The organism is Methylocystis sp. NC52PC, assembly GCF_055698645.1.
On record NZ_CP170127.1, the window covers coordinates 3,235,259 to 3,262,042 of the forward strand.

General features: G+C 66.6%; 27 protein-coding genes. 19 read left to right on the plus strand and 8 right to left on the minus strand.

The window, feature by feature from the left end; genetic code table 11:
* Positions 1 to 73 precede the first annotated feature (73 nt).
* From ACETII_RS17765 to ACETII_RS17800, 8 genes are all read left to right on the plus strand, one after another.
* Positions 74 to 832, plus strand: coding sequence for a tetratricopeptide repeat protein (locus ACETII_RS17765; protein WP_363348173.1), 759 nt, complete (start codon positions 74 to 76; stop codon positions 830 to 832).
* 30 nt (positions 833 to 862) lie between these two features.
* Positions 863 to 1,459 (plus strand): malonic semialdehyde reductase, encoded by a 597-nt coding sequence (locus ACETII_RS17770; protein WP_363348175.1) that lies wholly within the window; start codon positions 863 to 865, stop codon positions 1,457 to 1,459.
* 8 nt (positions 1,460 to 1,467) lie between these two features.
* Positions 1,468 to 1,857 (plus strand): DoxX family protein, encoded by a 390-nt coding sequence (locus ACETII_RS17775; protein ID WP_363348177.1) that lies wholly within the window; start codon positions 1,468 to 1,470, stop codon positions 1,855 to 1,857.
* A 95-nt stretch (positions 1,858 to 1,952) separates the two neighbouring features.
* Positions 1,953 to 2,561: a CDP-diacylglycerol--glycerol-3-phosphate 3-phosphatidyltransferase gene (gene pgsA / locus ACETII_RS17780; RefSeq protein ID WP_363348179.1), complete on the plus strand. Its 609-nt coding sequence runs from the start codon at positions 1,953 to 1,955 to the stop codon at positions 2,559 to 2,561.
* Positions 2,558 to 2,809 carry a molybdopterin converting factor subunit 1 gene (gene moaD / locus ACETII_RS17785; protein ID WP_363348181.1) on the plus strand — a complete coding sequence of 84 codons (252 nt, stop codon included), beginning with the start codon at positions 2,558 to 2,560 and terminating at the stop codon, positions 2,807 to 2,809. The genes pgsA and moaD overlap by 4 nt, the downstream gene beginning before the upstream one ends.
* Complete coding sequence (locus tag ACETII_RS17790) at positions 2,809 to 3,279, plus strand: molybdenum cofactor biosynthesis protein MoaE (RefSeq protein WP_472786395.1); 471 nt, start codon at positions 2,809 to 2,811, stop codon at positions 3,277 to 3,279. Before moaD ends, ACETII_RS17790 begins: the two co-directional genes overlap by 1 nt.
* 109 nt (positions 3,280 to 3,388) lie before the next feature.
* Positions 3,389 to 5,455, plus strand: a complete 2,067-nt coding sequence (locus ACETII_RS17795) for a hybrid sensor histidine kinase/response regulator (protein ID WP_472786396.1) — start codon at positions 3,389 to 3,391, stop codon at positions 5,453 to 5,455.
* 107 nt (positions 5,456 to 5,562) lie between these two features.
* The gene (locus ACETII_RS17800; RefSeq protein ID WP_472786397.1) at positions 5,563 to 6,765 is read left to right on the plus strand and encodes an acyltransferase family protein; all 1,203 of its coding nucleotides are present in this window, start codon (positions 5,563 to 5,565) and stop codon (positions 6,763 to 6,765) included.
* Positions 6,766 to 6,801: 36 nt separating this feature from the next.
* Here the strand turns inward: ACETII_RS17800 and ACETII_RS17805 are convergent, their stop codons facing one another.
* Entirely contained in the window at positions 6,802 to 7,368 is a 567-nt protein-coding gene (locus ACETII_RS17805; RefSeq protein WP_363348188.1) for a Yip1 family protein, read from the minus strand.
* 168 nt (positions 7,369 to 7,536) lie between these two features.
* Between ACETII_RS17805 and ACETII_RS17810 the strand changes: the two genes are divergently transcribed.
* Positions 7,537 to 8,532: a lysylphosphatidylglycerol synthase domain-containing protein gene (locus tag ACETII_RS17810; protein WP_363348190.1), complete on the plus strand. Its 996-nt coding sequence runs from the start codon at positions 7,537 to 7,539 to the stop codon at positions 8,530 to 8,532.
* A 64-nt stretch (positions 8,533 to 8,596) separates the two neighbouring features.
* Here ACETII_RS17810 and sciP read toward each other — a convergent pair whose 3' ends face one another.
* From sciP to ACETII_RS17825, 3 genes are all read right to left on the minus strand, one after another.
* The gene (gene sciP, locus ACETII_RS17815) at positions 8,597 to 8,872 is read right to left on the minus strand and encodes a CtrA inhibitor SciP (RefSeq protein WP_363348192.1); all 276 of its coding nucleotides are present in this window, start codon (positions 8,870 to 8,872) and stop codon (positions 8,597 to 8,599) included.
* Positions 8,873 to 9,021: 149 nt separating this feature from the next.
* Positions 9,022 to 9,744: a cytochrome c biogenesis CcdA family protein gene (locus tag ACETII_RS17820; protein WP_472786398.1), complete on the minus strand. Its 723-nt coding sequence runs from the start codon at positions 9,742 to 9,744 to the stop codon at positions 9,022 to 9,024.
* Position 9,745: 1 nt separating this feature from the next.
* Positions 9,746 to 10,138, minus strand: a complete 393-nt coding sequence (locus ACETII_RS17825) for a thioredoxin family protein (RefSeq protein WP_363348195.1) — start codon at positions 10,136 to 10,138, stop codon at positions 9,746 to 9,748.
* Positions 10,139 to 10,215: 77 nt separating this feature from the next.
* On the opposite strand from ACETII_RS17825, the gene mobA reads away from it, so the two are divergent.
* Complete coding sequence (gene mobA / locus ACETII_RS17830; RefSeq protein WP_472786399.1) at positions 10,216 to 10,827, plus strand: molybdenum cofactor guanylyltransferase MobA; 612 nt, start codon at positions 10,216 to 10,218, stop codon at positions 10,825 to 10,827.
* A gap of 25 nt (positions 10,828 to 10,852) precedes the next feature.
* Here the strand turns inward: mobA and ACETII_RS17835 are convergent, their stop codons facing one another.
* Together ACETII_RS17835 and ACETII_RS17840 are read right to left on the minus strand one after the other, a co-directional pair.
* Positions 10,853 to 11,884: a cysteine synthase A gene (locus tag ACETII_RS17835; protein WP_472786400.1), complete on the minus strand. Its 1,032-nt coding sequence runs from the start codon at positions 11,882 to 11,884 to the stop codon at positions 10,853 to 10,855.
* A gap of 33 nt (positions 11,885 to 11,917) precedes the next feature.
* On the minus strand, positions 11,918 to 12,799 hold the full coding sequence (locus tag ACETII_RS17840; RefSeq protein ID WP_472786401.1) for an aldose 1-epimerase family protein: 882 nt from the start codon (positions 12,797 to 12,799) through the stop codon (positions 11,918 to 11,920).
* 126 nt (positions 12,800 to 12,925) lie between these two features.
* Between ACETII_RS17840 and ACETII_RS17845 the strand changes: the two genes are divergently transcribed.
* The 6 genes from ACETII_RS17845 to ACETII_RS17870 all read left to right on the plus strand — a co-directional run bounded on the left by ACETII_RS17845 (position 12,926) and on the right by ACETII_RS17870 (position 19,840).
* Entirely contained in the window at positions 12,926 to 13,579 is a 654-nt protein-coding gene (locus ACETII_RS17845; protein WP_472786402.1) for a MarC family protein, read from the plus strand.
* A gap of 128 nt (positions 13,580 to 13,707) precedes the next feature.
* Complete coding sequence (gene recJ, locus ACETII_RS17850) at positions 13,708 to 15,516, plus strand: single-stranded-DNA-specific exonuclease RecJ (RefSeq protein WP_472786403.1); 1,809 nt, start codon at positions 13,708 to 13,710, stop codon at positions 15,514 to 15,516.
* Between the two features lie 284 nt (positions 15,517 to 15,800).
* Positions 15,801 to 16,802 carry a septal ring lytic transglycosylase RlpA family protein gene (locus ACETII_RS17855; protein ID WP_472786404.1) on the plus strand — a complete coding sequence of 334 codons (1,002 nt, stop codon included), beginning with the start codon at positions 15,801 to 15,803 and terminating at the stop codon, positions 16,800 to 16,802.
* Positions 16,803 to 16,908: 106 nt separating this feature from the next.
* Positions 16,909 to 18,093 carry a D-alanyl-D-alanine carboxypeptidase family protein gene (locus tag ACETII_RS17860; RefSeq protein WP_472786405.1) on the plus strand — a complete coding sequence of 395 codons (1,185 nt, stop codon included), beginning with the start codon at positions 16,909 to 16,911 and terminating at the stop codon, positions 18,091 to 18,093.
* Complete coding sequence (gene tmk, locus ACETII_RS17865; RefSeq protein ID WP_472786406.1) at positions 18,090 to 18,761, plus strand: dTMP kinase; 672 nt, start codon at positions 18,090 to 18,092, stop codon at positions 18,759 to 18,761. The genes ACETII_RS17860 and tmk overlap by 4 nt, the downstream gene beginning before the upstream one ends.
* Entirely contained in the window at positions 18,758 to 19,840 is a 1,083-nt protein-coding gene (locus ACETII_RS17870) for a DNA polymerase III subunit delta' (protein ID WP_472786407.1), read from the plus strand. The genes tmk and ACETII_RS17870 overlap by 4 nt, the downstream gene beginning before the upstream one ends.
* 220 nt (positions 19,841 to 20,060) lie before the next feature.
* Here the strand turns inward: ACETII_RS17870 and ACETII_RS17875 are convergent, their stop codons facing one another.
* Together ACETII_RS17875 and ACETII_RS17880 are read right to left on the minus strand one after the other, a co-directional pair.
* Complete coding sequence (locus ACETII_RS17875) at positions 20,061 to 21,293, minus strand: CCA tRNA nucleotidyltransferase (protein ID WP_472786408.1); 1,233 nt, start codon at positions 21,291 to 21,293, stop codon at positions 20,061 to 20,063.
* Positions 21,290 to 21,547, minus strand: a complete 258-nt coding sequence (locus ACETII_RS17880) for a DUF6111 family protein (protein ID WP_472786409.1) — start codon at positions 21,545 to 21,547, stop codon at positions 21,290 to 21,292. The genes ACETII_RS17875 and ACETII_RS17880 overlap by 4 nt, the downstream gene beginning before the upstream one ends.
* 276 nt (positions 21,548 to 21,823) lie before the next feature.
* On the opposite strand from ACETII_RS17880, the gene ACETII_RS17885 reads away from it, so the two are divergent.
* The 3 genes from ACETII_RS17885 (at position 21,824) to ACETII_RS17895 (ending at position 26,698) form a co-directional block, all read left to right on the plus strand.
* Positions 21,824 to 22,822 (plus strand): AAA family ATPase, encoded by a 999-nt coding sequence (locus ACETII_RS17885; RefSeq protein ID WP_472788185.1) that lies wholly within the window; start codon positions 21,824 to 21,826, stop codon positions 22,820 to 22,822.
* Between the two features lie 181 nt (positions 22,823 to 23,003).
* The gene (locus tag ACETII_RS17890) at positions 23,004 to 23,924 is read left to right on the plus strand and encodes a DUF58 domain-containing protein (RefSeq protein WP_363348217.1); all 921 of its coding nucleotides are present in this window, start codon (positions 23,004 to 23,006) and stop codon (positions 23,922 to 23,924) included.
* Positions 23,924 to 26,698 carry a DUF4159 domain-containing protein gene (locus ACETII_RS17895; RefSeq protein ID WP_472786410.1) on the plus strand — a complete coding sequence of 925 codons (2,775 nt, stop codon included), beginning with the start codon at positions 23,924 to 23,926 and terminating at the stop codon, positions 26,696 to 26,698. Before ACETII_RS17890 ends, ACETII_RS17895 begins: the two co-directional genes overlap by 1 nt.
* The last annotated feature ends 86 nt before the right edge of the window (positions 26,699 to 26,784 follow it).

Consider the following 26,784-nt stretch of genomic DNA (forward strand, 5'->3'; position numbering starts at 1 on the left):
TGATGTATCGTAGCCTTAATCAAACGTTGACGGCGCGGGCGATTTCCGCGGCGTTGCTCAAAAAGACAGGCCCATGAAAAAGTTCCGCGCGCTTGCGCTTCTGGCCTTCGCTGGAGCCCTGACGATCGCCGCCTTCGCCCAGGAGAGCGCGCCCCCGACGATCACGGAAGATCCTGACGGACAACGTTTTCTCTTTATCCCCGGCATCGGCCGCATCCCGTTGCCGCCGGGTTCGCGCAGCTTCTCGCCGTCGCTTCCCGCCGAGCCGGAGGAGGGGGTCGCGCCGAGGGCGCTTGGTCCGCGGGCGCGGCCGCCGGCCCCCGAGCCGCCGCTTTCCCCCGAGGCGCAGCAGGCGCGGGACCTGAACCGTCTTTTTGCCCGCCTCGCCAACGCCGAGGACGAACGCGAGGCGCAGGGCGCGGCCGCGGCCATCCTGCGCCGCTGGGCGCAGTCGGGTTCCGACACGATCGACCTGCTGACCGCCCGCGCGCTCGTCGCCGAGACGGCGGGCGCGCCCGCCCTCGCCAAGGCTTTGCTCGATTATGTCGTGGCCCTGTCGCCCCGCTGGCCCGAGGCCTTCGTGCGCCGCGCGCGCGTGGCGGCGAGCGAAGGCGACTACGCAGGGGCCCTCGCGGATCTGGAGACGGCCGCGCGGCTGGAGCCCAGGCGGTTCGACGCGCTCGCCGCGCTGGGGGCCCTAGCGGAAAAAACCGGCAACAAGAAACGCGCCCTCGACGCCTATCGCAAGGCGCTCGATATTTCTCCCAAGGACGCGGCGCTTCAGCGCGACGAGGAGCGCCTGCGCCTCGACGTGGAGGGGCGCGGAATCTGAAAGACGGCGCGCGAGCCGAAGGAGAGCCAGGTGACTGACGGAAAACATCTCCCGCCGGAGGCGATGGAACAGCTTTTCACCGCCGCGCGCACGCACAACGGCTGGATCGACAAGGAAGTCCCCGACGATCTCCTCGAGCTGGCGGTGGACTACGCCAAATGGGGGCCGACCAGCGCCAATTGTTCGCCCCTGCGCATCGTGTTCGTGCGCACGCCAGAGGCCAAGCAGCGCCTCGCGCCGGCCATGTCACAAGGCAACCTCGAAAAGACGATGGCGGCGCCAGCGACGGCCATCGTCGCCTACGACCTCGATTTTCACGAGCATCTGCCCTTTCTCTATCCCGCGACGGACGCGCGCTCCTGGTTCGCCGGCAATGAGACGCTGATCGAGGAGACGGCGGTCCGCAACGGCACGCTGCAGGGCGGCTATTTCATTCTCGCCTTGCGCGCCGTGGGGCTCGACGCCGGCCCCATGAGCGGCTTCGACAGAGCCAAGGTGGACGCCGAGTTTTTCGCCGGCACGCGCGTGAAGAGCAATTTCCTGATCAATATCGGCTATGGGGACAGCGCCAAGCTCTATCCCCGCGGCCCGCGCTTCGCTTTCGAGGACATCGCCAAAATTATTTGAGGCTCGCCATGACGCGTCGAATCATACCGGAGCGCTACCTGCCGCACGTGCAGGGGGTGTTGAGAATTGCGACGGCCTTGCTGTTTTTGCAGCACGGCGCGGCGAAGCTCTTCGGCTATCCGCATGTCGACATGTTCAATGACCTGAAGCTCTTCTCTTTCCTCGGTGCCGCTGGCGTCATCGAGGTCGTGGGCGGGATTTTGCTGCTTCTCGGCCTGTTCACGCGGCCGGCCGCCTTCGTGCTGTCGGGCGAGATGGCGGTCGCCTATTTCGGATTCCACGCCTTTCAGGCGTTTTGGCCGATCCAGAACAAGGGCGAACTCGCGGCGCTTTATTGTTTCGTGTTTCTATTCTTCGCGGTCGCGGGACCGGGGAAATTCGCGCTCGACAGGGAGTGAGGTTCATATTGCGGCGCACGCGAGCGACGTGTCACAAGCAAGGCCGCCGCCGTGTCTATTGACAAGAGAGACGCCTGACCTATTCCCTTGCGGACATGACCGAGACCGCCGTCACGACCAAGCGCCGTTCTCACGCCCTGGCGCTGCCCAATTTGCTCACTTACGGGAGGTGTCTCGCCGTGCCCGTGGTGGCGGGCTTTCTCCTCGCGTCCAGCGAAGACTGGACGCGCTGGGCGGCGCTGAGCGTCTATACGGCTGCGGCCGTGACGGATTTCTTCGACGGCTATCTGGCGCGGGCGTGGCAACAGCAGTCCCCCATCGGCCGCATGCTCGACCCCATCGCCGACAAGCTGCTCGTCGCGGCGACGATCCTCGCCGTCGTGGCCAACCAGACCCTTGTCGGCTGGACGATCTGGGCCGCCATCATCATCCTGTGTCGCGAGATTCTCGTCTCCGGGCTGCGGGAGTATCTGGCGGAGCTCAAGGTTCGGCTGCCGGTTTCGGCCATCGCCAAATGGAAGACGGCGTTTCAGCTTGTGGCGCTCGGCTTCTTCATCGCCGGTCCGGCCGGCGAGACAGTGATGCCCGGAGCGGTGAAGATCGGTTCGGCCATGCTCTGGGTCGCGGCCGTGCTGACGCTCTATACGGGCGCAGACTATCTGCAGGCGGCCTTCTCTCACTTCGGGGACGAAAACGGATCATGAAGGCGGTTTACTTCGCCTGGGTGCGGGAGCGGATCGGGCGCGCCGAAGAGGAAATCTCTCCGCCGCGCGAGGTCGAAACGGTTCGTCAGCTCGTCGACTGGCTGGCGGCACGGGGCGAAGGCTACGCCGCCGCCTTCGCCAATCCCAAGACGATCCGCGCGGCGATCGACAAGACGCACGCGGGCCCCGACGCGCCCATCGCCAGCGCTCGCGAGGTCGCCTTTTTCCCGCCAATGACGGGCGGTTGATGACGTCTCCCACCGTTCGGGTTCAGGCCGAGGGGTTCGACCCCGCCAAAGAGGAAGCCCTGCTCACGCAGGGACGCCGCGACGTCGGCGCCGTCGTGGCCTTCACGGGTCTCTGCCGCGACGAGGACGGTTCGCTCGTCGCGCTCGAGCTCGAACATTACCCCGGCATGGCCGAGGAAGAGATCTCGCGCGTCGCGCAAGAGGCGCTGTCGCGGTGGCCGCTCATTGGCCTCACCGTCATCCATCGTCACGGCCTCATTCGGCCCGGCGAACCTATCGTGCTCGTCGTCACGGCGGCGCGCCACCGCGGCGAAGCCTTCGCGGCCGCCGAATTCATGATGGACTATCTCAAGACCCGCGCGCCCTTCTGGAAAAAGGAGCGGCGCATCGACGGCTCCGACGGCGGTTGGGTGGCGGCGAAAAAAGAAGATGACGCTGCGGCGGCGCGCTGGTCGTCGGATCCCGAGTGATTTTCCATTAATCCCGCGTAATTTTTGCGTTGCGGAGCAGCGCCAAGCTTGCTTGCGCCGTCAAGTCGTATGAAAAATCGACGCTTGAGGCGTCTGTACAGGTCTGGTCATGGGTAAAATGGCCGAGGTGGTGGTCGGTTGCGGTCCCGACGAAGGGAGGCGCGCCGTCGACGTGGCGCTGGGCCTCGACCGTTCCCAGAATTTCGCCCGCGCGCAGCAGCTTGGCCAGATCGGCTGGTGGCGGCTCGACACGCGCCGGAACGTCTTGACCTGGTCCGAGGAGAATTACCGGATCTTTGGCGTAACGCTCGGCGCCTCGCAGACCTACGAGACCTTTCTCGAAGCGGTCCATCCCGACGACCGTGACTATGTCGACGAGAGATGGAACGCCGCGCTTCGTGGCGAGCCGTATGACCTCGAGCACCGCATCATCGTCGACGGCGCCGTCAAATGGGTCCGCGAAAAGGCCGATCTGGACTTCGACGCGAACGGTAATCTGCTCGGCGGTTTTGGGATCACACAGGACATAACCGACCGCAAAGCCGTCGAAACGGCGCTGCAATGGAGCGTGCGCCGCAACGAGCTTCTTTCGAACACCGCCGCCCGGCTTCTGCAGTCGCGCGACGTCCAGGGCGTCGTCTCCGAGCTTTGCGCGGAGGTGATGCGGTTCATCAATTGCGACGTCTTTTTCAACTTCGTGGTCGACGAGAGCGCGAAGCGCCTGCGCCTCAACGCCTGCGGGGGCATCGGCGAGGCGGAAGCCGCGCAGATCGAATGGCTGGATTTCGGCGTTGCGATTTGCGGTTGTGTCGCGCGCGACGGCGAACGCATCATTGCCGAACACATTTCCTGCCACGAGGACGTGCGCACGGCGCTGGTGAAATCCTTGGGCGTCGAAGCCTATTGCTGCCATCCGATGCTCTCGCAGGGCAAATTGATCGGCACGCTGTCTTTCGGCGCAAAATCCCGCCCGACGTTCACGCTCGACGAGATCGAGGTCATGCAGGCGGTCAGCCATCTCGTCGCCATGGCGATGGCGCGGCTCAAAATGGAGCAGGCGCTGAGAGACTCAGCGCGGCGCAAGGACGAGTTTCTGGCGACGCTCGCGCATGAATTGCGCAATCCGCTCGCGCCGATCCGCACCGGCCTGCACCTATTGCGGCAGTTCGACAGGCAGGACCCGAATGCGCCGCGCGTTCAGGAGATGATGGCGCGGCAGGTCGACCATATCGTCAGGCTCGTTGACGACCTGATGGAAGTGTCGCGCATCCGCAGCGGCAAGATCGAGCTGAAGATGGAGCGCGTCGACGTCCCCACCATTATCCACCAGGCCATAGAGGCGAGCCGGCCCTTCCTCGACGCCAGCGGGATCGCCCTGTCGGTGCGCGTGCCGACCCGGCCGCTCCATATCGAGGCCGATCCTGTGCGGCTGACGCAGGTCATCTGCAACCTTCTCAATAATGCGGCGAAATACACAGAAGCCGGCGGCCGCGTCGATATCGAGGCGCATGCCCGGGACGACCAGGCGGTTGTGAGCGTCGCCGATACCGGAGCGGGCATTCCGCCCGAGATGCTGCCTCATATCTTCGAGCTTTTCGCTCAGGTCGACCGCACCCGCGACCGCGCGCAAGGGGGGCTGGGGATCGGATTGGCGTTGGTGCGCACGCTCGTGACCATGCATGGGGGCGAGGCGACCGCCGAGAGCGCGGGGCTGGGGCGGGGCAGCCGTTTCGTCCTGCGTCTCCCCCTGTCGCAGGGCGCGGCCTGCGCGGTCCCGCAGGAATTTGGATCGCAGGGCAAGCTGGCGTCGCCGCCCGAGCGCGTGCTCGTCATCGACGACAATGAGGACGCGGCCATCAGCATGGCGATGTTATTGCGCGCCATGGGCGCCGAGGTCCGCGCCGCCTATGACGGCGCGCGCGGGATCGAGACTTTCGAGACCTTCCTGCCGGGGCTGGTGTTCCTCGATCTCGGCATGCCGGGAATCGACGGTTTCGAAACGGCCCGCCGCCTGCGGGCCATCCCGGCCGGCAGGTCGGCGACCATTGTCGCGCTCACCGGGTGGGGCGGTGAAGAAACGCGGCGCCAAACGCGCGAAGCGGGGTTCGATCTTCACATGACCAAGCCCGCCTCGCTGGAGGACGTTGCAAAGGCCTTCGCTTTCGCCCGGGTCTAGGGGCGGCTCTACCGCTGCCTTGACCTTAGCTTGCAACAGGCGTGAACTGTGCTATACAGCATTTGCCACACCGTCGTGTTATTTTATGGCGATTGCTGGGGTCCCGTTTGACAAGTCAAGACATTGCGACGCTGACCTCACTGAGGTTTTTCGCCGCTGCGATGGTGGTAATTGGACACTCGAATGGGACCTTTGGTCTTCCTCAAGAGTGGACAAGACTATTCCCGTCCTATCAGGGCGTGTCTTTTTTCTTTGTTCTGTCTGGTTTTATACTTACATTGAGATATCCGCGCCTGAAATCCTTTGAGGAGAGCCGCCGCTTCTTGGTGGCTCGATTTGCGCGAATTTGGCCCCTTCATGCTGTCGCGTTCTTCTCCTTGTTCTGGGCGCTGGATTGGGTTCCACACTACCTTTCAACTCCAGAAGGCAGCGCCGCTGCTGTGCTCAATCTGTCGCTGCTTCAGGCATGGTCGCCCTATACATGCTACAATATGAGCTATAACGCGGTGTCGTGGAGCATTTCCGTAGAGGCGTTCTTCTACGTCGCGTTCATCGGGCTCGTGCAACTCAGAGACCGACACTGGCGCATCCTGCCGATCGTCGGGCTCGTCCCGGCCATCGCGCTGATTTGGCTCGCCAATTCACTGAGTTTGCCGGTCGTCGACCGCCACTCAGCCAGTCTCGATACCGTTCTTTACGTTAATCCGCTGGCGCGGTTGTTCGAGTTCACCCTCGGGATGAGCGCGGCGGTCCTCTTCGAACGCTTCTCGCCCATGGCGCCAAAAGGCTTGTTTCTCGGGACCGGGCTAGAGCTGGCGGGCGTCGCGCTATTTGGACTTTCGCTCACGCTGAACACGGAATTTTACATAAAACACTACCCCGGCCATCTTTTGCCCGCATCACTTGGTTTCTGGTTGGAGCGATCGGGAGAGGCGCCAATCTTCGCCGTTATCATTATGATATTTGCCGCGCAGAAAGGTGTGCTTTCTCGCATATTATCGCAGCGGTTTTACGTCGTCGCAGGCGAAATAAGTTTCGCTATTTATATGCTTCATCAAATTATTCAGAGCTATATCTTGAGAAGCAGCGGGCTGCCGCACAGTATGGCGTTCGCGCTCTTCATCCTTTTGACGATCTGGCTGTCTTATCTGGCGTGGCGCTATATCGAGACGCCGGCGCGAAGCGCGATCCTCGCGTGGTCGAGGGGCGAGGGCTGCGCTGCGAGCGTTTCAAATAGGGCGGGCGCCTCAGATGGCGCGGACACGCGACGAAAACGCCGAGATGACGGCTCCGTCGAAATTGGCTGTTGACGGCCGGGGCGGAGTCGCCGCCTGGTTCCTAGCCTGTCAAATAAGCTGCTGCGGCGCAATCGCCGAGACGATCCACGCGTGCAGCGCGCCCATGGCCACGGTCAAGAAAAGCGTCACCAGCGTGAAGACGTCCAGATTGTCTTTGGGAACGCGCATCATGCGGGTGAGGCCCTGCGAGAAGACGTAAACCCCATAAAAACCGAGAACGTCGAGGAAGCGCAGCCCCGGCACGAGACCGAAGCCGGCCGCGAGCCACGCCGGGGTGTAGGAATAGGCGGCGAGCGTCAGCGCCCTCCGGTCGTCGCTCTTGCCGTCGAAATGGGGCGCGGCCATGGAAATCACGAAGGCGACCACGAACAGGGCCGGCAGGCTCAACAGATATTGGACGGCTGCGCGGAAAAGCCCGGCGGTGAACGTCGGATGAAGCCCGCGCGCGCCAAAGAGCCAGGCGCCGAGAAAGCTGGCGAAAGGCGGAATGGCCGCGAGAATGACGATGTAGCGACGGTAGAGGTCGAAGATCGACGTTCTTTCCGTCTCGATCAGCTCCCATTCCTTCTGCGGGGCCAGGATCAAGCCTTTGACTCGCGAAATTAGCTCCTTCATAGCGTCCATCCGATTGGTTTCAGGCTCTTTTCATTGGTCCGCGGGGCCACGGCGCCTGCTCAGCCACTTGGCGCTTGCCCGCGGCCTTCTTACATGCGAGGGAGTGCTCAGGCCAGTAGCGGCCTCGCTTCCGAAGCATGACCGATGAGGTCTAACCCGACGGGCTGCATGAAAAAACTGGCAGAATACTTCTGGCCCGTAGTCGGGCTCGCCGCAGTCGTCGGATCGTTCTACCTGCTCTACCACGAGTTTCAGGGCGAGTCCGTCGGAACGGAAGTCTGGGCCAACCTAAAGGCCATCCCCACGACCGACTATTTCTTCGCCTTTCTGTCGACGCTCGTCGCCTATGCGGCTCTGGCTTGGTACGATCGTATTGCGCTGCTGCATCTCGGGGTGAAGCACATCTCGTGGATGTTCATCTCGATGTGCTCCTTCACCACTTACGCGCTGTCGCACAATATCGGCGCGAGCGTCTTCTCGGGCGCCATGGTGCGGTACCGCGCCTATTCGACGAAGGGCCTGTCGGCGACGCAGGTCGCGGCGCTGGTGGTGCTCTGCTCCTACACTTTCGCCTTCGGCAATGTTCTCCTTGGCGGGCTGCTGCTCACCTACGATCCGGGCATGATGCAGCGCCTGTCCGGCTTCCTGCCGGATATCTTCACGCATCCGCACGCGGCCCGCACGGTCGGATTGCTCTGCCTTGGTTTCGTCGCGCTCTATATCGCGGGCTCGCTGATGCATTTCCGGCCGTTCCGCTTCGGCCGCTTCGAGATTCTCTATCCGCGCCCCGACATCATGGTGCGGCAGCTGTTCGCGGCGCCGCTGGAGCTGATCGGCGCCGCCGGCATCATCTATTTCGCGCTGCCCGAGCAGGGAAATCCAGGCTATATCGTCGTCCTCGGGGCCTTTCTTTTGTCCTTCTCGGCGGCGCTCGTCTCCCATGCGCCGGGCGGGCTCGGCGTTTTCGAACTCATCTTCATCAATCTGATGCCGGACGTCCCGCGCCTGCAGGTGCTGGCCGCGCTGCTGGTCTGGCGGCTTTTCTATCTCATCATTCCGCTGCTCGCGGCGCTCATCGTCGTGGCGCTGTTCGAGCGCAAGAAGCTCGTCGAAAAGCTGCGCCACGCCGTCGAGGGCGAGACGGAAGGACCGCCGCCTGCGTAGGCCGCGGGACATCCCTCCCTGCAAGGGGGAGAGACGGGGAAGCTTTGGACGTCGCCGGTAGCGCTCAGATGCGATACTGCTGGAGGCGGGTGGTGCGCAGGCCAGCGAGGCCGTGCTGGTCGATCGACATTTGCCAGCTCAAGAACTCGTCGACCGTAAGCGTGTAGCGACTGCACGCCTCGTCGAGCGAGAGAAGTCCGCCGCGCACCGCGGCGACGACTTCCGCCTTGCGGCGAATGACCCAGCGCTTTGTCGTCGGCGGGGGGAGGTCGGCGATGGTCAGTGGGCTGCCGTCGGGGCCGATCACATATTTGACACGCGGACGATGCGTCTCGGTCATTTCGTCGAACTCACAAACTCTACAATCACACAGTGGCGACGTTATAGCGCAAGCCCTTTTAATATTTGCCTAAAGGACCAAACGCTTAGGCGAATGGATTTAAACCAATTGTTAGAAGGTGCGGCGCCGGCCCCGCTTGTTGATCCGCCTCAAAAACGCGTCGTCAGCTGCGTGAGCCATTCCGGCGAGGCGGACACCAGCGCGGCTTCGAGAGACTTGTCCGCGCCGCTGACGATCAATGCGCCGAGCGCCAGAAACAGAAGTCCCAGCGCCTGTTTCAGTCCCTTCGAGGCGGCAAGGAGCGGATCGCGCCAGCGCGCGAAAGCCTGGCGCGACAGCAGGCCGAGAATGAGCAGGGGCGCGGCGGCGCCGAGGCCGAAGACGCCCATGGTCGCGCCGACGGCGGGAATATCCTCGCCTTGCGCCGCCAGAACCGAGGCCGCGCCCAGGGTCGGCCCGACGCAGGGGCTCCAGACCGCGCCAAGCAGCAGCCCGACGGTAAATTGCCCGAACAGGCCGCGCGACGGCGTATCCCCGAAGGCGGCGTTGAGCCGGTCGCTCATCGGCCCCGCCGCGGCGGCGACCCGGGCCTGTAGGACCGGGAAGAGCAGAAGCACGCCAAGAGCGATCATCAAGGCCGCCGCCGCGCCTCGGAAGACGTCGGCGTCGAGGCCGATGGAAAAACCGATCGTCGCCACGAAAAGCCCGATGACGACAAAGGAGAGCGCGACCCCCAGGGCGAGCAGAGCCGGCGCCCATTTATGATCAGCCGCCGCCGCGCCCAGCACGAGCGGCAGCAGCGGCAACACGCAGGGAGAGAGCGCCGAAAGCAGCCCGGCGAGAAAAGCGAGGCCGAGGGCGCCGGCGCCCATGTCAGAGCGCCTTGTCGAGCAGGTCGGAGATGGCTTTGGGATTGGTCTCGCCAACCGAGCGGCCGACTTCCTTCCCGCCCTTGAAGACGATGATCGTGCTCTGCGCGGAGGCCTTCAACGCCCGCACCGCCTCTTTCTGGCCGTCGAAATCCACGCGGAACGCTTCCGCGCCCGAGAATTTGGGATCGGCTTCGAGTTTGTGGAGGATTGGCTCCTGGGCCCGGCAGGTCGGGCACCAGGGGGCGTAGACATGCACGACGATCGGCTTGCCGGCGCCCTGCGCGGCTGCAAAGGCTTGCTGCGAAAACGCCTTCTCGGCGGCGACAGCCCCAGTGAGCGCGCCAAGAAGAGCGAAAGAGGCTAGAAAGGCGGGGAGGGCGCGGCGAGACAGCATGAAGAGGTCCTTTCCGAAAATGGGCGTCTCAGGTTAGATCGAGGCTCGAGGCGTCTCTTGCAAGATCGGCGAAGGTTATGAAGGGGTGTGTCGGCGTTCTTCTCGCGGGCGGTCTCGCCCGGCGGATGGGCGGCGGCGACAAGCCGCTGCTGGCGCTGGGCGGGCGTCCGATTTTGGCGCAGGCGATCGAGCGCTTGCGTCCGCAATGCGCTGCCCTGGTCCTCAACGCCAACGGCGATCCGGCGCGCTTTTCCGCTTTTGGTCTACCGGTCGTCGCCGACAGCGTCGTGGGCTTTGCAGGTCCGCTCGCGGGCGTGCTGGCGGGAATGGATCACGCGCGCGCCAATTCCCCCCATGTGACGGATATCCTCAGCGCTCCGGCCGATACGCCCTTTCTGCCCGCCGACCTCGTCGAGCGTCTCGGCGCTGCGCGGCAGGCGGCGAGGGCTCAAATCGCCGTGGCGGCGTCGGGCGGGCGCGTCCATCATGCGGTGGCGCTTTGGCCCGTGGCGCTGCGCGAGGACCTGCGCCGGGCGCTCGTCGAAGAGGACGTCCGGAAAGTGTCCGCTTTTATTGCGCGCTATTCCAATGTGACCGTCGATTGGCCGGTTGCGCCATACGACCCGTTTTTCAATGTCAACCGCCCGGAGGACGTTGGGCGGGCGGAGGAAATTCTGGCCAAGTTTTGAGCCCCGTCGCTGGGGAGGGCCATGATCACACGAACCCCGGATCGATCGCGACCTGCCTCTCGAGCCATTTCGGCGTCGGCAGGTTCAGGCTGCGCAGGAAGTCGATGTTGAACAGCTTCGACGCATAGCGGGCGCCGCCGTCGCAGAGGATGGTCACGATGGTGTGGCCGGGGCCGAGGTCGCGCGCGAGGCGGATGGCGCCCGCCACATTGATCCCCGAGGAGCCGCCGAGCAGCAGCCCTTCCTCTTCGGCGAGCGCGAAGACGATGTCCAGCGCTTCGCTGTCGGGGATCTGATAGGCGACGTCAATGGGTGCGCCTTCGAGATTGGCGGTGATGCGGCCCTGGCCGATCCCCTCCGTGATGGAAGAGCCCTCGGCCTTCAGCACGCCGCTCGTATAGTAGGAATACAGCGCCGCGCCGAAGGGGTCGGCGAGTCCGATCTTGATCTCGGGGTTGCGCGCCTTCAGCGCCATGCCGACACCGGCGAGCGTCCCGCCCGTGCCGCAGGCGCAGACGAAGCCGTCGACCTTGCCGTCGAGGGCGTCGTAAATCTCCGGCCCGGTCGTGATGATATGCGCCTCGCGATTGGCGACATTGTCGAACTGATTGGCCCAGACCGCGCCCGCCGGGTCTTCCTTCGCCAGCCGCTCGGCGAGGCGGCCGGAAAGCTTCACATAATTATTGGGATTGGCGTAGGGGACGGCCGGCACTTCGACGAGCTGCGCGCCCTGCAGCCGCAGCATGTCCTTCTTTTCCTGGCTCTGCGTCTCGGGAATGACGATCACTGTGCGAAAGCCCATGGCGTTGGCGACAAGCGCCAGGCCGATGCCGGTGTTGCCCGCCGTGCCCTCGACGATGACGCCGCCCGCCTTGAGCGCGCCCTTGGCGATGGCGTCCTCCACGATGAAGAGGGCGGCGCGGTCCTTCACCGAGCCGCCGGGATTCATGAACTCCGCCTTGCCCAGGATGCGGCAGCCGGTGGCTTTGGACGCGGCGCGCAATTCGATGAGCGGCGTGCGGCCGATGGCCTCGATGACGCTGGCGGCGATGGTCATGAAACGATTCCTGTAGAGGCGGGGAGGCTTTTCCTAGCCGGAAGCGGCGCTCTGCTCAAAGGCAAAACTGGCGCCGTGGCGCGCTTGCGCCCCCGGCGCGAGAATGCGCATGGACGGCTTTTGATAGAGGTCGCCATGGAAATCCTCGGGATCGCCATAGCCGGTCCAGGGCTCGATGCAGAGATAGGGCGCCGGCGGCAGCGTCCAGAAACCGACATGCGGGAAGTCGTCGAGCGTCACCTTCAGCCGCGCGCCGGCGCCATTGTCGAAGACGAGGCTGCGGCTGTTCAAATTCAGGAAGCACAAGGCGTCGCGGGCGAACATCGACGGCTCGAGCGGCAGCCGGGCGCCTTCGAGCGGCGTCCTCCGCACCGGTTTGGAGAAGAGGCCCCCCGGTCCGATGACCGGGACCTCCGGGCTTTCGGACTTCTCGAAAATGATCGCATGCTCGGCTGTCGAGCCCGCGAGCGGCCAGCGGAAGGCCGGATGCAGGCCGCAGGCGTAGGGCAGGGGGCGCGGGTCGGTGTTGGTCACGATGAGATTATTCTCGAGCGCGCCCTTGCGTAGCTGAAACTCCACTTCGAATCGGAAGGCGAAGGGATAGAGCGCGTGCGTCTCGGCGTCGTCCAGCAGGACGAGCCGCAGATAGTCGGGCCGGCGCTCGGCGATTTCGAAACATTTCTTCCAGGCGAAGCCGTGGAGCGCCAGCGGATAGGTCTTCCCCTCGACGGCGACGCGCCCGTCGCGCGTCCAGCCGACGACGGGAAACAGAACCGGCGCCGTACGGTCCCAAACTTTGGGGTCGTTGGCCCAGATCATGTCGACGCCATCGGCGCGCCAAGCGGAAAGCTCTGCGCCAAAGGGGAGAATTTCGGCGCTGTCGCCGTCGGCTTCGAGAAGAATCGCGTCGCGCATTGCCTGACCTTTGCATGTCCGGACGGTCCTGTCGCGTCGCGGGCTTGAGACAGGGCAGGGCCGCCGATAGTGTCGCCTCTCGAAAACCCATCGGCGCTACGGGGGTTCATTTTTCGAGGAGCGAACGTGGCTACCAAGCTCTTGCCGTTGTTTTTTACATCCTTCACAACGCTGCTCGCTGTCATCAACCCGTTCGAAGTTCTGCCGGTCTTTCTATCCCTCACCCACGACAAGGACGACGCCGGGCGTCGCCGGATCGCTTTTCTCGCCTCGCTCTATACGGCCCTGCTGATCCTGTTTTTTCTGTTCTTCGGCGTCCTGGTGCTCGAGATTTTCGGCGTGTCGCTGCACATGGTGCGGATCGCCGGCGGCATCGTTTTGACCCGCATCGGCTTTGAACTGTTTACCCCTTCGGATTCCGGCAAGAGCGCCTTCCTCGACGCCGGCCCCGACGCCAATATCGCCTTCATGCCGCTGGCGATGCCGCTCATGTTCGGCCCCGGCGTGATCGCCACCGTGCTGGGCATGGTGGCGACGATCGAGAAGTTCCCGAGCGAACTCTCGGCCTATGCCGCGATCCTCGCCGCTGGCGGGCTCGCCGTCTTCATCACTTATCTTTGTCTCGCCTTCGCCGGGCGGTTGGTGAAGTGGCTCGGGCGCGCCGGGATCGACGCCGTCACCCGAATCGTGGGCTTCTTCGTCTCCGCCATGGGCGTGTCGCTGGTCTTCAACGGCATTATGGGCGCGCTCGGCGCCTACGGGGTCAAGGTCGTGCTGTAGCAAGGCCAGGGGGCGGCTTCCTGTGGATTTCCCCAGGGCGGCCTTAAAAGGCCCCCGGCCGGTGGGTTATGGCGAAGGCTTCCGGCCCGGCCGCTGCGCCGGACCTCAGCGATCAGCCGAGCCGCCCGATGTCTGACATCATCGCTGCGCCGCGCGCCTTTCTCGGCGTCGAGCGCTCCATTCTGGGCCGTCCCTGGCGGGCGCGACTCGACGCGGCCGGCGAGGCGGCGGCTCTGGCGCTTTCCCAGACGCACGGGCTCGACGACCTTCTCGCCCGCGTCCTCGTCGGCCGCGGCGTCAGCGTGACCGAGGCCGCGCGCTATCTCGACCCGACGCTGCGCGATCTGATGCCCGATCCCTCGACCCTGACCGCCATGGACGAGGCGGTTGAGCGGCTGGGGCACGCCATCGAGACCGGCGAGCAGATCGCCGTTTTCGGCGATTACGACGTCGATGGCGCCTGCTCCTCGGCGCTGATCGTCGACTATTGGCGCGCGGCCGGGGCGCCCCAACCACTGGTGCACATTCCCGACCGCATCTTCGAGGGCTACGGCCCCAACGCCGACGCCATTCGCATGCTCGCCGACAAGGGGGCGACGCTTCTGGTGACGGTCGACTGCGGCACGGTCAGCCACGAGCCCTTCGCCGTGGCGAGAGAACGCGGCCTCGACGTGATCGTTCTCGATCACCATCAGGCCCCCGAAGACCTGCCTCGGGCCATCATCGTCAACCCCAACCGGCAGGACGATCTCTCGGGGCAGGGCGGTCTTTGCGCCGCCGGCGTCGTCTTTCTGGCGCTTGCGGGCCTCACGCGGCGGCTGCGGGCGAAGGGGTTCTGGGGAGAGGCGCGGCGCGCGCCCGACCTTCTCGCGTCGCTCGATCTCGTCGGCCTCGCCACCGTCGCCGACGTCGCCCCGCTCAAGGGACTCAATCGCGCCTTCGTCGCCAAGGGGCTCGCCGTCATGCATAACCGCGCGCGGCCGGGACTGGCGGCGCTGATGGACGCCGCCCGATTGGATGGGCCGCCCCGCGCCTATCATCTTGGCTTTGCGCTCGGGCCGCGGATCAACGCCGGCGGCCGGATCGGCGACGCCGGCCTCGGGGCGCGGCTTCTGACCCTCTCGGACCCGCTGGAGGCCGCCCGCATCGCGCGCGAACTGGACCGGCTGAATGGCGAACGGCAGGTCATTGAAAGCCAGGCGCTGGAGGAGGCGATCGCGAAGGCGGAGCTGGCTTTCACGAGATCGAACCGCCTGTCCTGCCTCGTCGTCGAGGCCGACGACTGGCATCCGGGCGTCGTCGGATTGATCGCCTCACGGCTCAAGGACCGCTTCAACTTACCAGCGTTCGCATTTGCTTTTAATGGAGAAACCGGAACAGGTTCTGGTAGAAGTTTAAGTGGCGTGGACATTGGCCGGGCCGTCCGGCGCGCCGTCGATCTGGGGCTCGCCGTCAAGGGCGGCGGCCATGCGATGGCGGCCGGCGTCACCCTCTCCCGCGATAAGCTCTCTGACTTCCGAGCCTTCCTCGGCGACGTTCTGGCCGAGGCGGTCGACGCGGCGCGGGACGCGGACGCGCTGGTGATCGACGCCGCGCTTTCAGCGCGCGCCGTCGATCTGGAGCTCCTGAGGCGGGTCGAGAAGGCCGGCCCGTTCGGGCAGGGAAACCCGGAGCCCGTTTTCGCGCTGCCGGAACAACGGCTGACCGGCGCCATGGTCGTCGGCGAGCGTCACGTCCGCGCCCGCCTGCGCTCGGGCGACGGCGCCTCGATCGAGACCATCGCCTTTCGCTGCGTCGGCGCGCCGCTCGGCGACGCGCTGCTCAACGGGCGGGGCGAGCTTTTTCATGTCGCGGCCAGGCTCTCGCCCAAAAGCTTCCGCGGCGTCGAGCGGGTGGAGGCCCGTCTGGTCGATCTTGCGCGCGCCGAAAAGCGTTAACGATAACTGTGGCGCCCTGGACACAGCTGTTTCGGAAAACGCCGGCAGGTCGCAAGCTTTGGGCAATGTCTGATTTTCGCCAGATTTCCGCCCCCTTGCGGCCGCAGCCTGACCGTGTCGTTAACGCCGTTTTTAGACTTATGGAGGAAGCTTTCGGGCGTTCGCTTCGTCATGGCCGGGCAGGCCATGCGGTCCGATCCACCGCCAGCGCGGCGGATGAGTCGGACACGGGCGAGTTTCCGATAGCGGCCGCCGAACGTCGCCTTCGACAAGGACCGTTTCGCATGAGATTTGCCGTGTCCCGGGAGCGTGATTGCTTGTTGAGCCCTGTGAAGCAAACGGTCGTCTCCCTGCGCCGGTCGGTGTTATTCCTCTCGCTCGCGGCTCTCGCCGGTTGCGCTTCGACGGCGACCGCGCCGCGTTACCCGAGCGTCGCCAGTCTGAGTCAGGTCGACCCCCGATACGGGGTGCGGCCCAGCCCCCGCGTCGTGGCCGACGGCGAGGAGGTGCCGAAGGGCGGCGGCTCTTACATGGTCGGCAAGCCCTACAGGATCGCCGGCCTCACCTATGTGCCGAGCGAAAGGCCCTATACGGCGACGGGCACCGCGTCCTGGTACGGCTCGGACTTCCACGGCCGCCGCACCGCCAACGGCGAAGTTTTCGACCGCGACTCGATCTCGGCTGCGCATCCGACCATGCCGCTGCCGAGCTACGCCCGCGTCACCAACATGAAGAACTCCCGCTCGATCATCGTCCGCGTCAACGATCGCGGCCCCTATCACGGCGGCCGCGTGATGGACGTTTCGCAGCGCGTCGCGGAGGCGCTCGATTTCCGATCGGTCGGCATGGCGCGGGTGAAGGTGGAATGGGTCGGCAAGGCCAATCTCGCCGGCGACGACGACGCCAAACTCCTCGCCACCTTGCGCGACGACGGCGAGCCGGCGCAGATCGACGGCGGCGCGCCGGTCATGGTCGCCGCGAGGCAGGAGCCGGTGCGGACCGCTGCGCTCGCCGACCGGGCCCAGGAGGACAATTCGCCGGCGACGCAGCCGGTCGTCGGCGAGGTGGAGATGATGGCCTACGCCGCGTCGGAGACGGGCGCGGCCGTCGCTGCGCCGAGCCAGGCCGCCAGCGTCGAGGACGAGAAGGGCGAGTCGAGCGCGGCGGCGTCGCCGAGCGGGTCGACGAAGTCGTTCCGGGCTCCGCCGCTACCGCCCGTTCGCCCGGATTTCGGTTCGTCCCACGCCGCTGCGCCGAAGCCGCCGATGCGTCGCGCAGCGAACTGAAAGCCGGCGCAAACCCGCCCCGTCTCGTTGCATTTTCGCCCTTGGGAGGCCATTCTCTCTGTCGCGTCGCCGGGTGAAGGCGTCGCATGCGAGCGGAGCGTGCGCCTTGTTTGACCGCAATCCTTTAAAATCGATCGCCTATTTCATTTGCTTCTCCTTCGCGCTGGCCTCTGGCGCCCTGGCTCAGCCTTTTCAGACCAGCGTTCCACAGGCGATCTTGATCGACGCCGCCACCAATACCGTGCTTTTTGAAAAAGGCGCCGATGAGCTGGCCACGCCCGCCTCGACGGTGAAGATCCTCACGGCCGAGCTCGTCTTCCGCGAGCTGGCCGAAGGCCGGCTCAAGCTTACCGACCAGTTTCCGGTGTCGGAATACGCCTGGCGCAACGGCGGCGCGCCGGCGGGCGGGTCGGCCATGTTTCTCAAGGTCAACAGCAGCGCCAGCGTCGAAGACCTGCTGCGCGGCCTCACGATCGTGTCCGGCAACGACGCCGCGCTGGTTCTGGCGGAGGGCCTCGCCGGCTCGGAGGAAGCCTTCGTCATTCGCATGAACAAGCGCGCGGCGGAGCTCGGCCTGACAAAATCGCGCTTCGGCAATCCCTGGGGCAAAGCGGGCGACGACCAGAAGGTGACGGCCCGCGACATGGCCAAGCTCGCGCTCTACGTCATCCAGACCTATCCCGAATATTACAAGTATTACGGCGAGAAGGAGTTCACCTGGAACAACATCCGCCAGCAGAACCGCAATCCGCTGCTCACGATGAGCATTGGCGCGGACGGGCTCAAAACCGGCAACATCGAAAAGGGCGACTTCGGCATGGTCGGCTCCGCCGTCCAAGACGGACGCCGCCTGATCGTCGCCGTTTACGGCGCCAAGACCGCCAAGGAACGCGCCGAGGAGGCGCGCAAGCTCCTGCAATGGGGGTTCCGCAATTTCGAAGAGAAAGAGCTGTTCAAGGCCGGCGAGCCGGTGGGGCCGGCGCAGATCTACGGCGGCACGCAGGGCTCCATCGATCTCGTGGCCAAAACCGACGTCAAAGTGCTGCTGCCGCGGGGCGCCAGCGAACGGCTCACCGGCAAGATCGTTTATGAGGGACCAGTCATCGCGCCGGTTGCGGAGGGGCAGAAAATCGGACGTCTCGAAATCAAGCGCGGATCGAGCGTCGTGCTCGAACAGCCGCTCGAAGCGAGCGCGGCCGTCGAGGAGGGGTCGCTGTCCCGCCGCGCCTTCGACGCCGTTTACGAATATGCCGCCGCAAAAATCCACGAGAAGCTGTTGGCGAAGAAATGACGGAAGCCGAGCGGGGCCGCTTCATCACGTTCGAAGGCGGCGAGGGCGTCGGCAAGTCGACGCAGCTCGACCGCCTCGCGGCGCATCTGCGCGCCTGCGGCCTCGAAGTGGTGACGACGCGCGAGCCCGGCGGCACGCCGAAGGCCGAAGCCTTGCGCAAGGTCCTGCTATCCGGCCGCATTGCGCCGCTCGGTCCGCTCGCCGAGGCGGCGCTCTTCGCCGCCGCCCGCATCGACCATGTCGACAAGCTGATCGCCCCGGCGCTGGCGCGCGGGGTCTTCGTCCTGTGCGATCGCTTCACTGACTCGACCCGGGCCTATCAGGGAGCCCGCGGCGGCGTGGATCCGCAAACGCTGGCGCTTCTCGAACAGGCGGCGGTCGGCGATCTGCGCCCCGACCTGACCATCATTCTCGACCTGCCGCATGAGCAGGGGATGGCGCGCGCCGCCAAGAGGCGGGCGGCCACAGGGTTGAGGGCGGATCGTTTCGAGGCCGAGGACGCCGCCTTCCACGAGGGGCTGCGCCGCGCCTTTCTCGCCATCGCCGAACAGGAGCCGGAGCGCTGCTGCGTCATCGACGCGTCCCAGCCGCTCGAGGAGACCGCGCGGGCAATTCGCCAGATCGTGGACGCCCGTTTCCTGGAAACGCAGGCCGCCGCCGCCCAATGAGCAAGGAGCCCGCCGGGCCGCCGGAGAGCGACCGCTTCGAGGACGCGCCGCATCCGCGCGAGACGCTTGCGCTCTTCGGCCATGCGTCGGCCGAGCGCGAGCTGCTCGACGCCTATCAGCGCAACCGCCTTGCGCAGGCCTGGATCATCGGCGGGCCGGAGGGGATCGGCAAGGCGACGCTCGCCTGGCGCTTCGCGCGCTTCCTCCTCGCCCATCCCGATCCCACCGCGGCCGACGTGCAGGGCGCGACGTCGCTCGCCGTGCCGGAAGGCCATACGGCCGCCCGACGCATCGCCACGCTGGCGCTCGCGGACATCTTTCTGCTGCGCCGCGAATGGAACGAGAAGACCAAGAAACATTTCACCGAAATCCGCGTCGACGATGTTCGCGAGATTACGCGGGCGTTTCATCAGGGCTCAGGCGCCGGCGGCTGGCGCGTCGCCGTCATCGACTGCGCCGACGATCTCAACCGCAGCGCCGCCAACGCTTTGCTCAAGCTCATCGAGGAGCCGCCGGAGCGGTCGCTTTTTCTGCTCATCGCGCATCAGCCTGGCCGCATCTTGCCAACCATCCGTTCGCGCTGCCGCAAGCTGATGCTCGGCGCGTTGACGCAGGCTGAAACCATCGCGGCGGTCGAGGCGCTGGGCGCGCCCTGGAGCGGGCGGGGCGACGAGATCGCCGCCGCCGCCGCCCGCGCGGAAGGTTCGGTGCGCGAGACGCTACGTCTGCTCGGCGGCGACGCCATGGCCTTCGACGCCGCTGTCGCGCGCCTGCTGCAAGGCTTGCCGCGCGTCGACTGGCTTGGCGTGCATCTGCTCGCCGACAAGCTCACCGGCCGCGACAATGAAGCGGCCTACGAGACTTTTATGCGCGCGCTGGAAAAGCATTTGGACACGCGGGTGAGAACGCTCTCGCAAACCCGCGCCCCGCCGACGCGCCTCATTGGCTACGCGCGCGCCTGGGACGACATCCGCAGCCTCGCCCGTGAGACGGAAGTGTTCAACTTCGACAAAAAGGCGATGGTGCTGGGGGCGTTCGATCGGCTGGCGAAGGCGGAGTCGGAGAGCAGCGCGCCGTGACTCCTCTCCCCGCATGCGGGGAGAGGGAGCCGGCCCCGGTGACCCCCTCTCCCCGCTTGCGGGGAGAGGGCAGGGTGAGGGGCCGAGGGATGAACCACGGTCGGGGGGCCGGCGACGACGCTGCTCATCGTTGAAAGCGCGACCTCCAAAGCCCCGGCCCCTCACCCCAACCCTCTCCCCGCATGCGGGGAGAGGGAGCGGGCCTCTTTCTCCTTATTCCTCAATCGCGCTCTCGCACGGCTTCTTCCAACAGCTGCCGCACTGTCGCCGGGTCGCGCGGAAAGCCGGCGTGAATCCATTTTGCCTGAAGCGCTTTCAGCGTCGCGCCCAGTTCGCGGCCGGGCAAGACGCCGCGCGCGAGGAGATCGGCGCCCTTGATCGGGAAAACCGGCGCCGACGTCAGCTCGAGATATCTCGCCGCTTCCAGCCAGCGCGCATCGCCCGGCGCCGCGCCGCTTTCGGCGAACGCCAGCGCCAGAGCGTCGGCGGCGGCGCGGGAGCCGCAGTGAAACAGCATTTCGCGTAAGTGGGAAACAGGCGGCGGCGTCTCGCGTCCGTGCAGAGGCGCGAGCGCGCGGGCGGCTGCACGAAGGCGCGCATGTTCCTCGTTCGAGAGCCGCAGCCGGTCGCGCAGGCGGTCGGCGTCCTCGGCGATCAGCACGGAGAAGGCGGCGAGTCGCAAAATGGCGTCGCCCTTCTTGCCCTGGGCGGCCTCGAAAGCGGCGAGGCGCTCCAGCCGAGCCGGATAGCCCATGCCGAGCAGCACCTCGATGACGCCGGCCTGCGACATCACGCGCATGATCTCCGGCGCCCGTCGCGCCGGCAGCAGCTTGATGATTTCGGCGCGGATGCGTTCGCGGGAGAGCCGGCCGAGATTGTCTCTGGCGACGATCGCCTCATGCAGCCCCTCGCGGTCGAAGCCGCCTTCGCCATGCGAGGCGTTGAAACGGAAGAAGCGCAGGACGCGGAGGTAATCCTCGCGGATCCGGGTCGCGGCGTCGCCGATGAAGCGGATGCGCTTCTCGGCGATATCCTTCAGCCCGCCGGTGTAATCGTGCAGCGCGCCGTCGGGCGAAAGCGAGAGCGCGTTTACCGTGAAGTCGCGGCGCCGCGCATCCTGTTCGAAATCGCCGCCGAAGCGCACCACCGCATAACGGCCGTCGGTCTCGACGTCTTCGCGCAGCGTCGTCACCTCGAAGGGCGTGCCGGCGACGACGATCGTCACTGTGCCGTGTTCGATCCCGGTCGGGACGCCCTTGAGCCCCGCGGCGCGGGCGGCGGCGAGCACCGCCTCCGGCAAAGCGGTCGTCGCGAGGTCGATTTCATGCGGCGGCAGGCCGAAGAGCGCGTCGCGCACGGCGCCCCCGACGACGCGCGTCTCCGCCCCGGTGCGGGCCAATGCGGCGAAGAGAGTCGCGAGGCGCGGATCGTCGAGAAGGCGTTCGGCGTTCATCGGAACTCGCCCGGAACGAGCCGGCCGTTTTCGACATGGGCCGGGACGTAAGCGCCCTGTTCCCGCCAGGTGAGAGCGAGCGTCACCATCCCGCCAATGGCGAGCAACAAGCCCGAGATGGTCAACGCCGAGACGATCCGTCCGTGCCACAATTCAGCAACGAAGGGCCAGCGGCGCTGCAGAAGCTGAAACGCCACATAGGCGAGGAAAGGGCTGAGAAAAAGAAGGGTCGTCTCGAGAAATGCGCGCCACATGGGCGAGGGGGCCTTTCCGGCGATTCAGGTCGCTCGCTTTATACATTCTTTTCGCATTCCCCGCCCGATTGACGGAAGCGATTGATTTTCTTTTGCTCGGGCGTTAAACGCGGTCAAACAGACGCGCGTTTGACGCCGAGGCCGCCGAGCGTCCACAATCGCGCCCGAGGGAAGCGTTTTCCCCCGATGAGATGGCGCGCCGTCCGGATGGATGCAATCGCGGGCGCCGATCCCTATCTTCTCTTGCAACCGTGGCAGATGGACCCTTCCGCGCCCATGAATTCGATCCATATCGCGCCTCTCGAGACGGCCGCCGCCGAGTCGGCCGAACGCGCCCTCGACCATATTGGGCGCGCCCGCGCCGCCATCGGAGCCGTGATCTTCGGCCAGGACGAGGTCGTCGAGCAGGCGCTCGTCACCATTCTCGCTGGCGGCCATGGCCTCCTGGTCGGCGTGCCCGGCCTCGCCAAGACCAAACTCGTCGAGACCCTCGGCACAGTTCTTGGCCTCGCCGAGCAGCGCGTGCAGTTCACGCCGGACCTGCTCCCGGCCGACATCATCGGTTCGGAAGTTCTGGAGGAGGGGGCGGACCGCTCGCGCTCCTTCCGCTTCATCAAGGGGCCGATTTTCGCGCAGCTTCTGATGGCCGACGAGATCAACCGCGCTTCGCCCCGCACGCAGTCGGCGCTGCTGCAGGCGATGCAGGAGCATCATGTCAGCGTTGCGGGCAAGCGCTACGATCTGCCGAGCCCGTTCCACGTGCTGGCGACGCAGAATCCGCTGGAGCAGGAAGGTACCTATCCGCTTCCCGAAGCGCAGCTCGACCGCTTCCTTTTGCAGATCGACGTGCATTATCCCGACCGCGAGAGCGAGCGCCGCGTGCTGCTGGCGACGACCGGAGAGGCTGCGGCGGAGCCCGTGCAGGCGCTCGACGCCGAGGAACTGATCGCAACGCAGCGGCTGGTGCGGCGGATGCCGGTCGGCGACAAGGTGGTGGACGCGATCCTCGATCTGGTGCGCGCGGCCCGGCCAGGCGACGGCGATCCGAAGATTGCGCCGCATGTCGCCTGGGGGCCGGGACCGCGCGCCGCGCAGGCGCTGATGCTCGCCACCCGCGCCCGGGCGCTGGTGACCGGCCGCCTCGCGCCCTCGCTCGACGACGTGGCGGCTCTGGCGGCCCCGGTGCTGCGCCACCGCATGGCGCTCAACTTTGCCGCCCGCCGGGAAATGAGCGTGGCGGATCTGATCGAGAAGCTCGTGTCGCGGATCGGGTGATGGGCAGCGCACGGCTTTCCCGGGAATTTGAAGAGAAGTCGTGCGGATCTCATCCCTCCCCCTTGCGGGGAGGGTGGCGCGCGCAGCGCGACGGGTGGGGGCTCCTTCCCGGCAATGGGGAGGGATTTGATATCCGCCGCCGCGCTGCATCGCTTTGCGGCGCTCACTCTGGAGTGGGCGCATGATCCGCGCGATTGAAACCCGCGCCTACGACCCCGCGCGGCGCAAGCCGATAGACGGCGCCGTCTCGGCCGACCTCGCGGCCAGCCTGCCGCGGCTCGTTCACCGGGCGCATGAGATCGCCGCGAGCGTCGCCTATGGCGTCCATGGCCGCAAGCGCGCCGGGCTCGGCGAGACCTTCTGGCAATATCGGCCTTTCACCGCCGGCGAGGCGGCGCATCGCATCGACTGGCGTCGCTCCGCGCGTGGCGATCAGCTCTATGTGCGCGAGCGCGAGTGGGAAGCCGCGCACGATTATTTCCTCTGGATGGACTGTTCGCCCTCCATGGCTTTCGCCTCGTCTCTGGCGCAGGACGACAAATTGGCGCGTGGCGTGACGCTCGGCCTCGCGCTGGCCGACGTGCTGGTGCGCGGCGGCGAGCGGGTCGCCGCGCTGGGCCTCACCGCGCCCATTTCCGCGCGCGACGTCATCGACCGGCTGGCGCGCGCGCTCTACGAGCACGCTGAAGAGACGGCGCGGGACGAGGTCCCGCCGGACGCGGCGCTGCGCCCGCGCGCGCGCGTCGTATTGATCTCGGATTTCTTGAGCGACATCGAAACGCTCTCGGCCCGGCTGCACCGATTTGCGGATTCCGGCGCTACGGGCGCGCTGCTGATGGTCATCGATCCCTGCGAAGAAAGCTTCCCCTTCACGGGCGAGACGATGTTTCTCGACCCCGACGGCGGCCCCGCCTTTCGCGCAGGCGACGCCGGCAGTCTGCGCAAGGCCTACGCCCGGCGTTTCGACGCGCATCGCGAGGCGGTGCGCGCGGCCGCGCGCGAGACGGGCTTTCTCTTTCTCCAGCATCACACCGACCGGCCGGCGGCGGAGGCCGCATTGACCCTCGCCATGGGACTGCACGGCGTCGAGGAGGAGAACTGATGGGCTTCTCCTTCGCCGCGCCCTTGGCGCTGATCGGTCTCGTCAGCCTGCCGTTCATTTATTGGCTTCTGCGCGTGACGCCGCCGCGTCCGCGCGAGATCGTCTTTGCGCCAACCAAAATCCTGCGCGAGCTGCGTCCCGAGGAGGAGACGCCGGCGCGGACGCCGCCGTGGCTGCTCGCGTTGCGGCTCGCGCTGGCGGCGGCGCTCATCCTCGCCATGGCCGGGCCGGTGTGGAGCCCGACAGGAAGCGTGGCGGCTTCCTCGACGGCGACGCTGATTGCGCTCGACGACGGCTGGGCTGCGGCCCCTTCCTGGGAGCGGCGCGTCGCCGCCGCGGGCGCCATCGTCGACAGCGCGGCGCGGGCGGGGGCGCCGGTCGCCATCATGGCCGTCTCCGAGACCGCGGCGCCCGCCCTCGCCGACGGCGCCCGCGCGCTCGAAAAGCTGCGCTCGATTAGGCCCAAGCCCTATCTCTCCGACCGGCGCGCGTCGGCCGAGGCGGTGGCGGCCTTCGTAAAGGCGCATCCCAAGAGCCGGATCGTCTGGATCGCCGATGCGCTGGCTCAAGGCGAGGCGGCCGCTTTCGCCAATGTATTAAAGGCCGCCGCCGGCGCCGGCGCGCGCTTGGAGGTTCTGGTCGACGACCATGCGCCGCTGGCGCTGGCTGCGCCCGAAAATGACGCGTCGACCCTCTCCGTCGAGGCCCTGCGCGCCGATCCCTCGAGCCCCGCCGCGGCGACGGTCGCGGCCTTCGACTCGAAGGGCCAGATCATCGGCGAGGCGCGCGCCGACTTCGGCGCGGCGCTGCGGGCGCGCGCCCGGTTCGATCTGCCGGTCGAGCTGCGCAACGACGTGAGCCTCCTGCGCATCGTCGGCGAAAACTCCGCCGGCGCCGTCGCGCTGCTCGACGCGCGCTCAAAAGTGCGGCGTGTGGCGCTCGTTGGCGGGGCGGGCCTCGACCAGGCGCAGCCCTTGCTCTCGCCGCTCTATTACCTCGACAAGGCGCTGGCGCCGGTTGCGCAATTGCGCCAGACCCGGCCGGGCGCGGTCGATCCGATCCAGACGCTGCTCGCCGATCGGCCCAATGTTGTCGCGCTCGCCGACGTCGGCCTTGCGCCGGGCGACACGTTTGATGCGCTCAGCCGCTTCGTCGAAGAAGGGGGCGCGCTGTTGCGCTTCGCGGGGCCGCGCCTCGCCAACGCCGCCGACGATCTTCTGCCCGTGCATCTGCGCCGCAACGGCCGCGTCCTCGGCGGCGCCATGTCCTGGGAGACGCCGAAGGCGCTGGCGGAATTCGAATCGGCGAGCCCTTTCTACGGCCTGCCAGCCTCGAAGGATGTGAGCGTGCAGCGCCAGGTGCTGGCTGAGCCGGAGCCCGGGCTCGTGCAAAAGACCTGGGCGCGTCTCTCCGACGGCACGCCGCTCGTCACCGCCGAGCGGCGCGGCAAGGGGTTGATCGTGCTGTTCCACGTCAACGCCGACACCAGCTGGTCGAATTTGCCGATCTCCGGCCTGTTCGTGGACATGTTGAAGCGCATTCTCGCGATGGCTGGAGAATCGACGCCGCTGCCCGAGGAGGGGGACGCAGCCGCCGCCAGCGACGCCCGCGTCCTCGCGCCGCTCGAGGCGCTCGACGGTTTCGGGGTTCTTGGCGCGCCGGGACCCAACGCGCAACCGATTCCCGCGCATTTCGCGGGACGCGCCGGCGCCGAACATCCGCCGGGTCTCTATGGGGCCGGCGACGCCTTCGTCGCCCTGCAAACCCTGCAGCCGTCCGACGAATTGACGCGCTTCGACTTCGCAGCGGCGGGCCTCTCGCCGAGCGCGCTCGCTTCCGGCGCGCCGGTTGATTTTCGCGGGCCGCTGCTCGCCGCGGCGGTCCTCGCCTTCGTCGTCGACGCGCTCGTTGTGCTGGTTCTTTCCGGAAAGCTGCGCCTGCGGCCGCTCGCGGCGATGGCGGGCGTTCTCGTGGTCGTCGCCGCCGTGGCCAATCCCCCCGACGCGCGGGCGGCCACGGCCGCGACCCAGCGCGATCGCGAGGCGGCGCTGACGGCGCGTTTAGCCTACGTCGTTTCAGGCGATCCCAAGGTCGACGAAGTGTCTCGCCTCGGGCTCGAGGCTTTGTCGAAGGCGCTCGCCTTGCGCACCTCTTTTGCGCCTGGAGACCCGGTCGGGATCGATCCGGCGAAGGACGAACTTGCCTTCTATCCCATGCTTTACTGGCCCGTCGTCGCCAGCGCGCCGCAGCCCTCGGCCAAGACCACGGCGCGAGTCGCCGCTTACATGAAGGAGGGCGGCACCATCGTCTTCGACACGCGCGACGCCCTGAACCAGCGGCCGGGCGGCCCCGCCACGCCGGAGAGCCAATGGCTGCGGGACTTCTCCAAGGGGCTCGACGTTCCGGAGCTGGAGGCCGTGCCGCGCGATCATGTGATCACCAAGACGTTCTACCTGCTCGATGGATTCGTCGGCCGCTATGCGAGCGGCGAAACATGGGTGGAGGCGTTGCCCCGGGAATCAAAGGATGACGCCGCCCGGCCGGTCCGCGCGACGGACAGCGTCTCGGCCATCGTCATCACCTCGAACGATCTCGCCGCCGCCTGGGCCATGGACCGGCGCGGCCAGCCGCTCTTTCCGCTGACGCCCGGCGGCGCCCGCCAGCGCGAATTGGCGCTGCGCGGGGGCGTTAATCTGGTGATGTATACGCTGACCGGGAATTATAAATCCGACCAGGTGCATGTGCGCGATCTGCTGGAGAGGCTGGGGCAGTGATCGTCCTGAACGCCAGCATCTCCGCCCGTTATGGCCAAGCTCGGCCCGGCCGTCCGCGAGGGCCGGCTGCGGGCTCGCTCCGAATG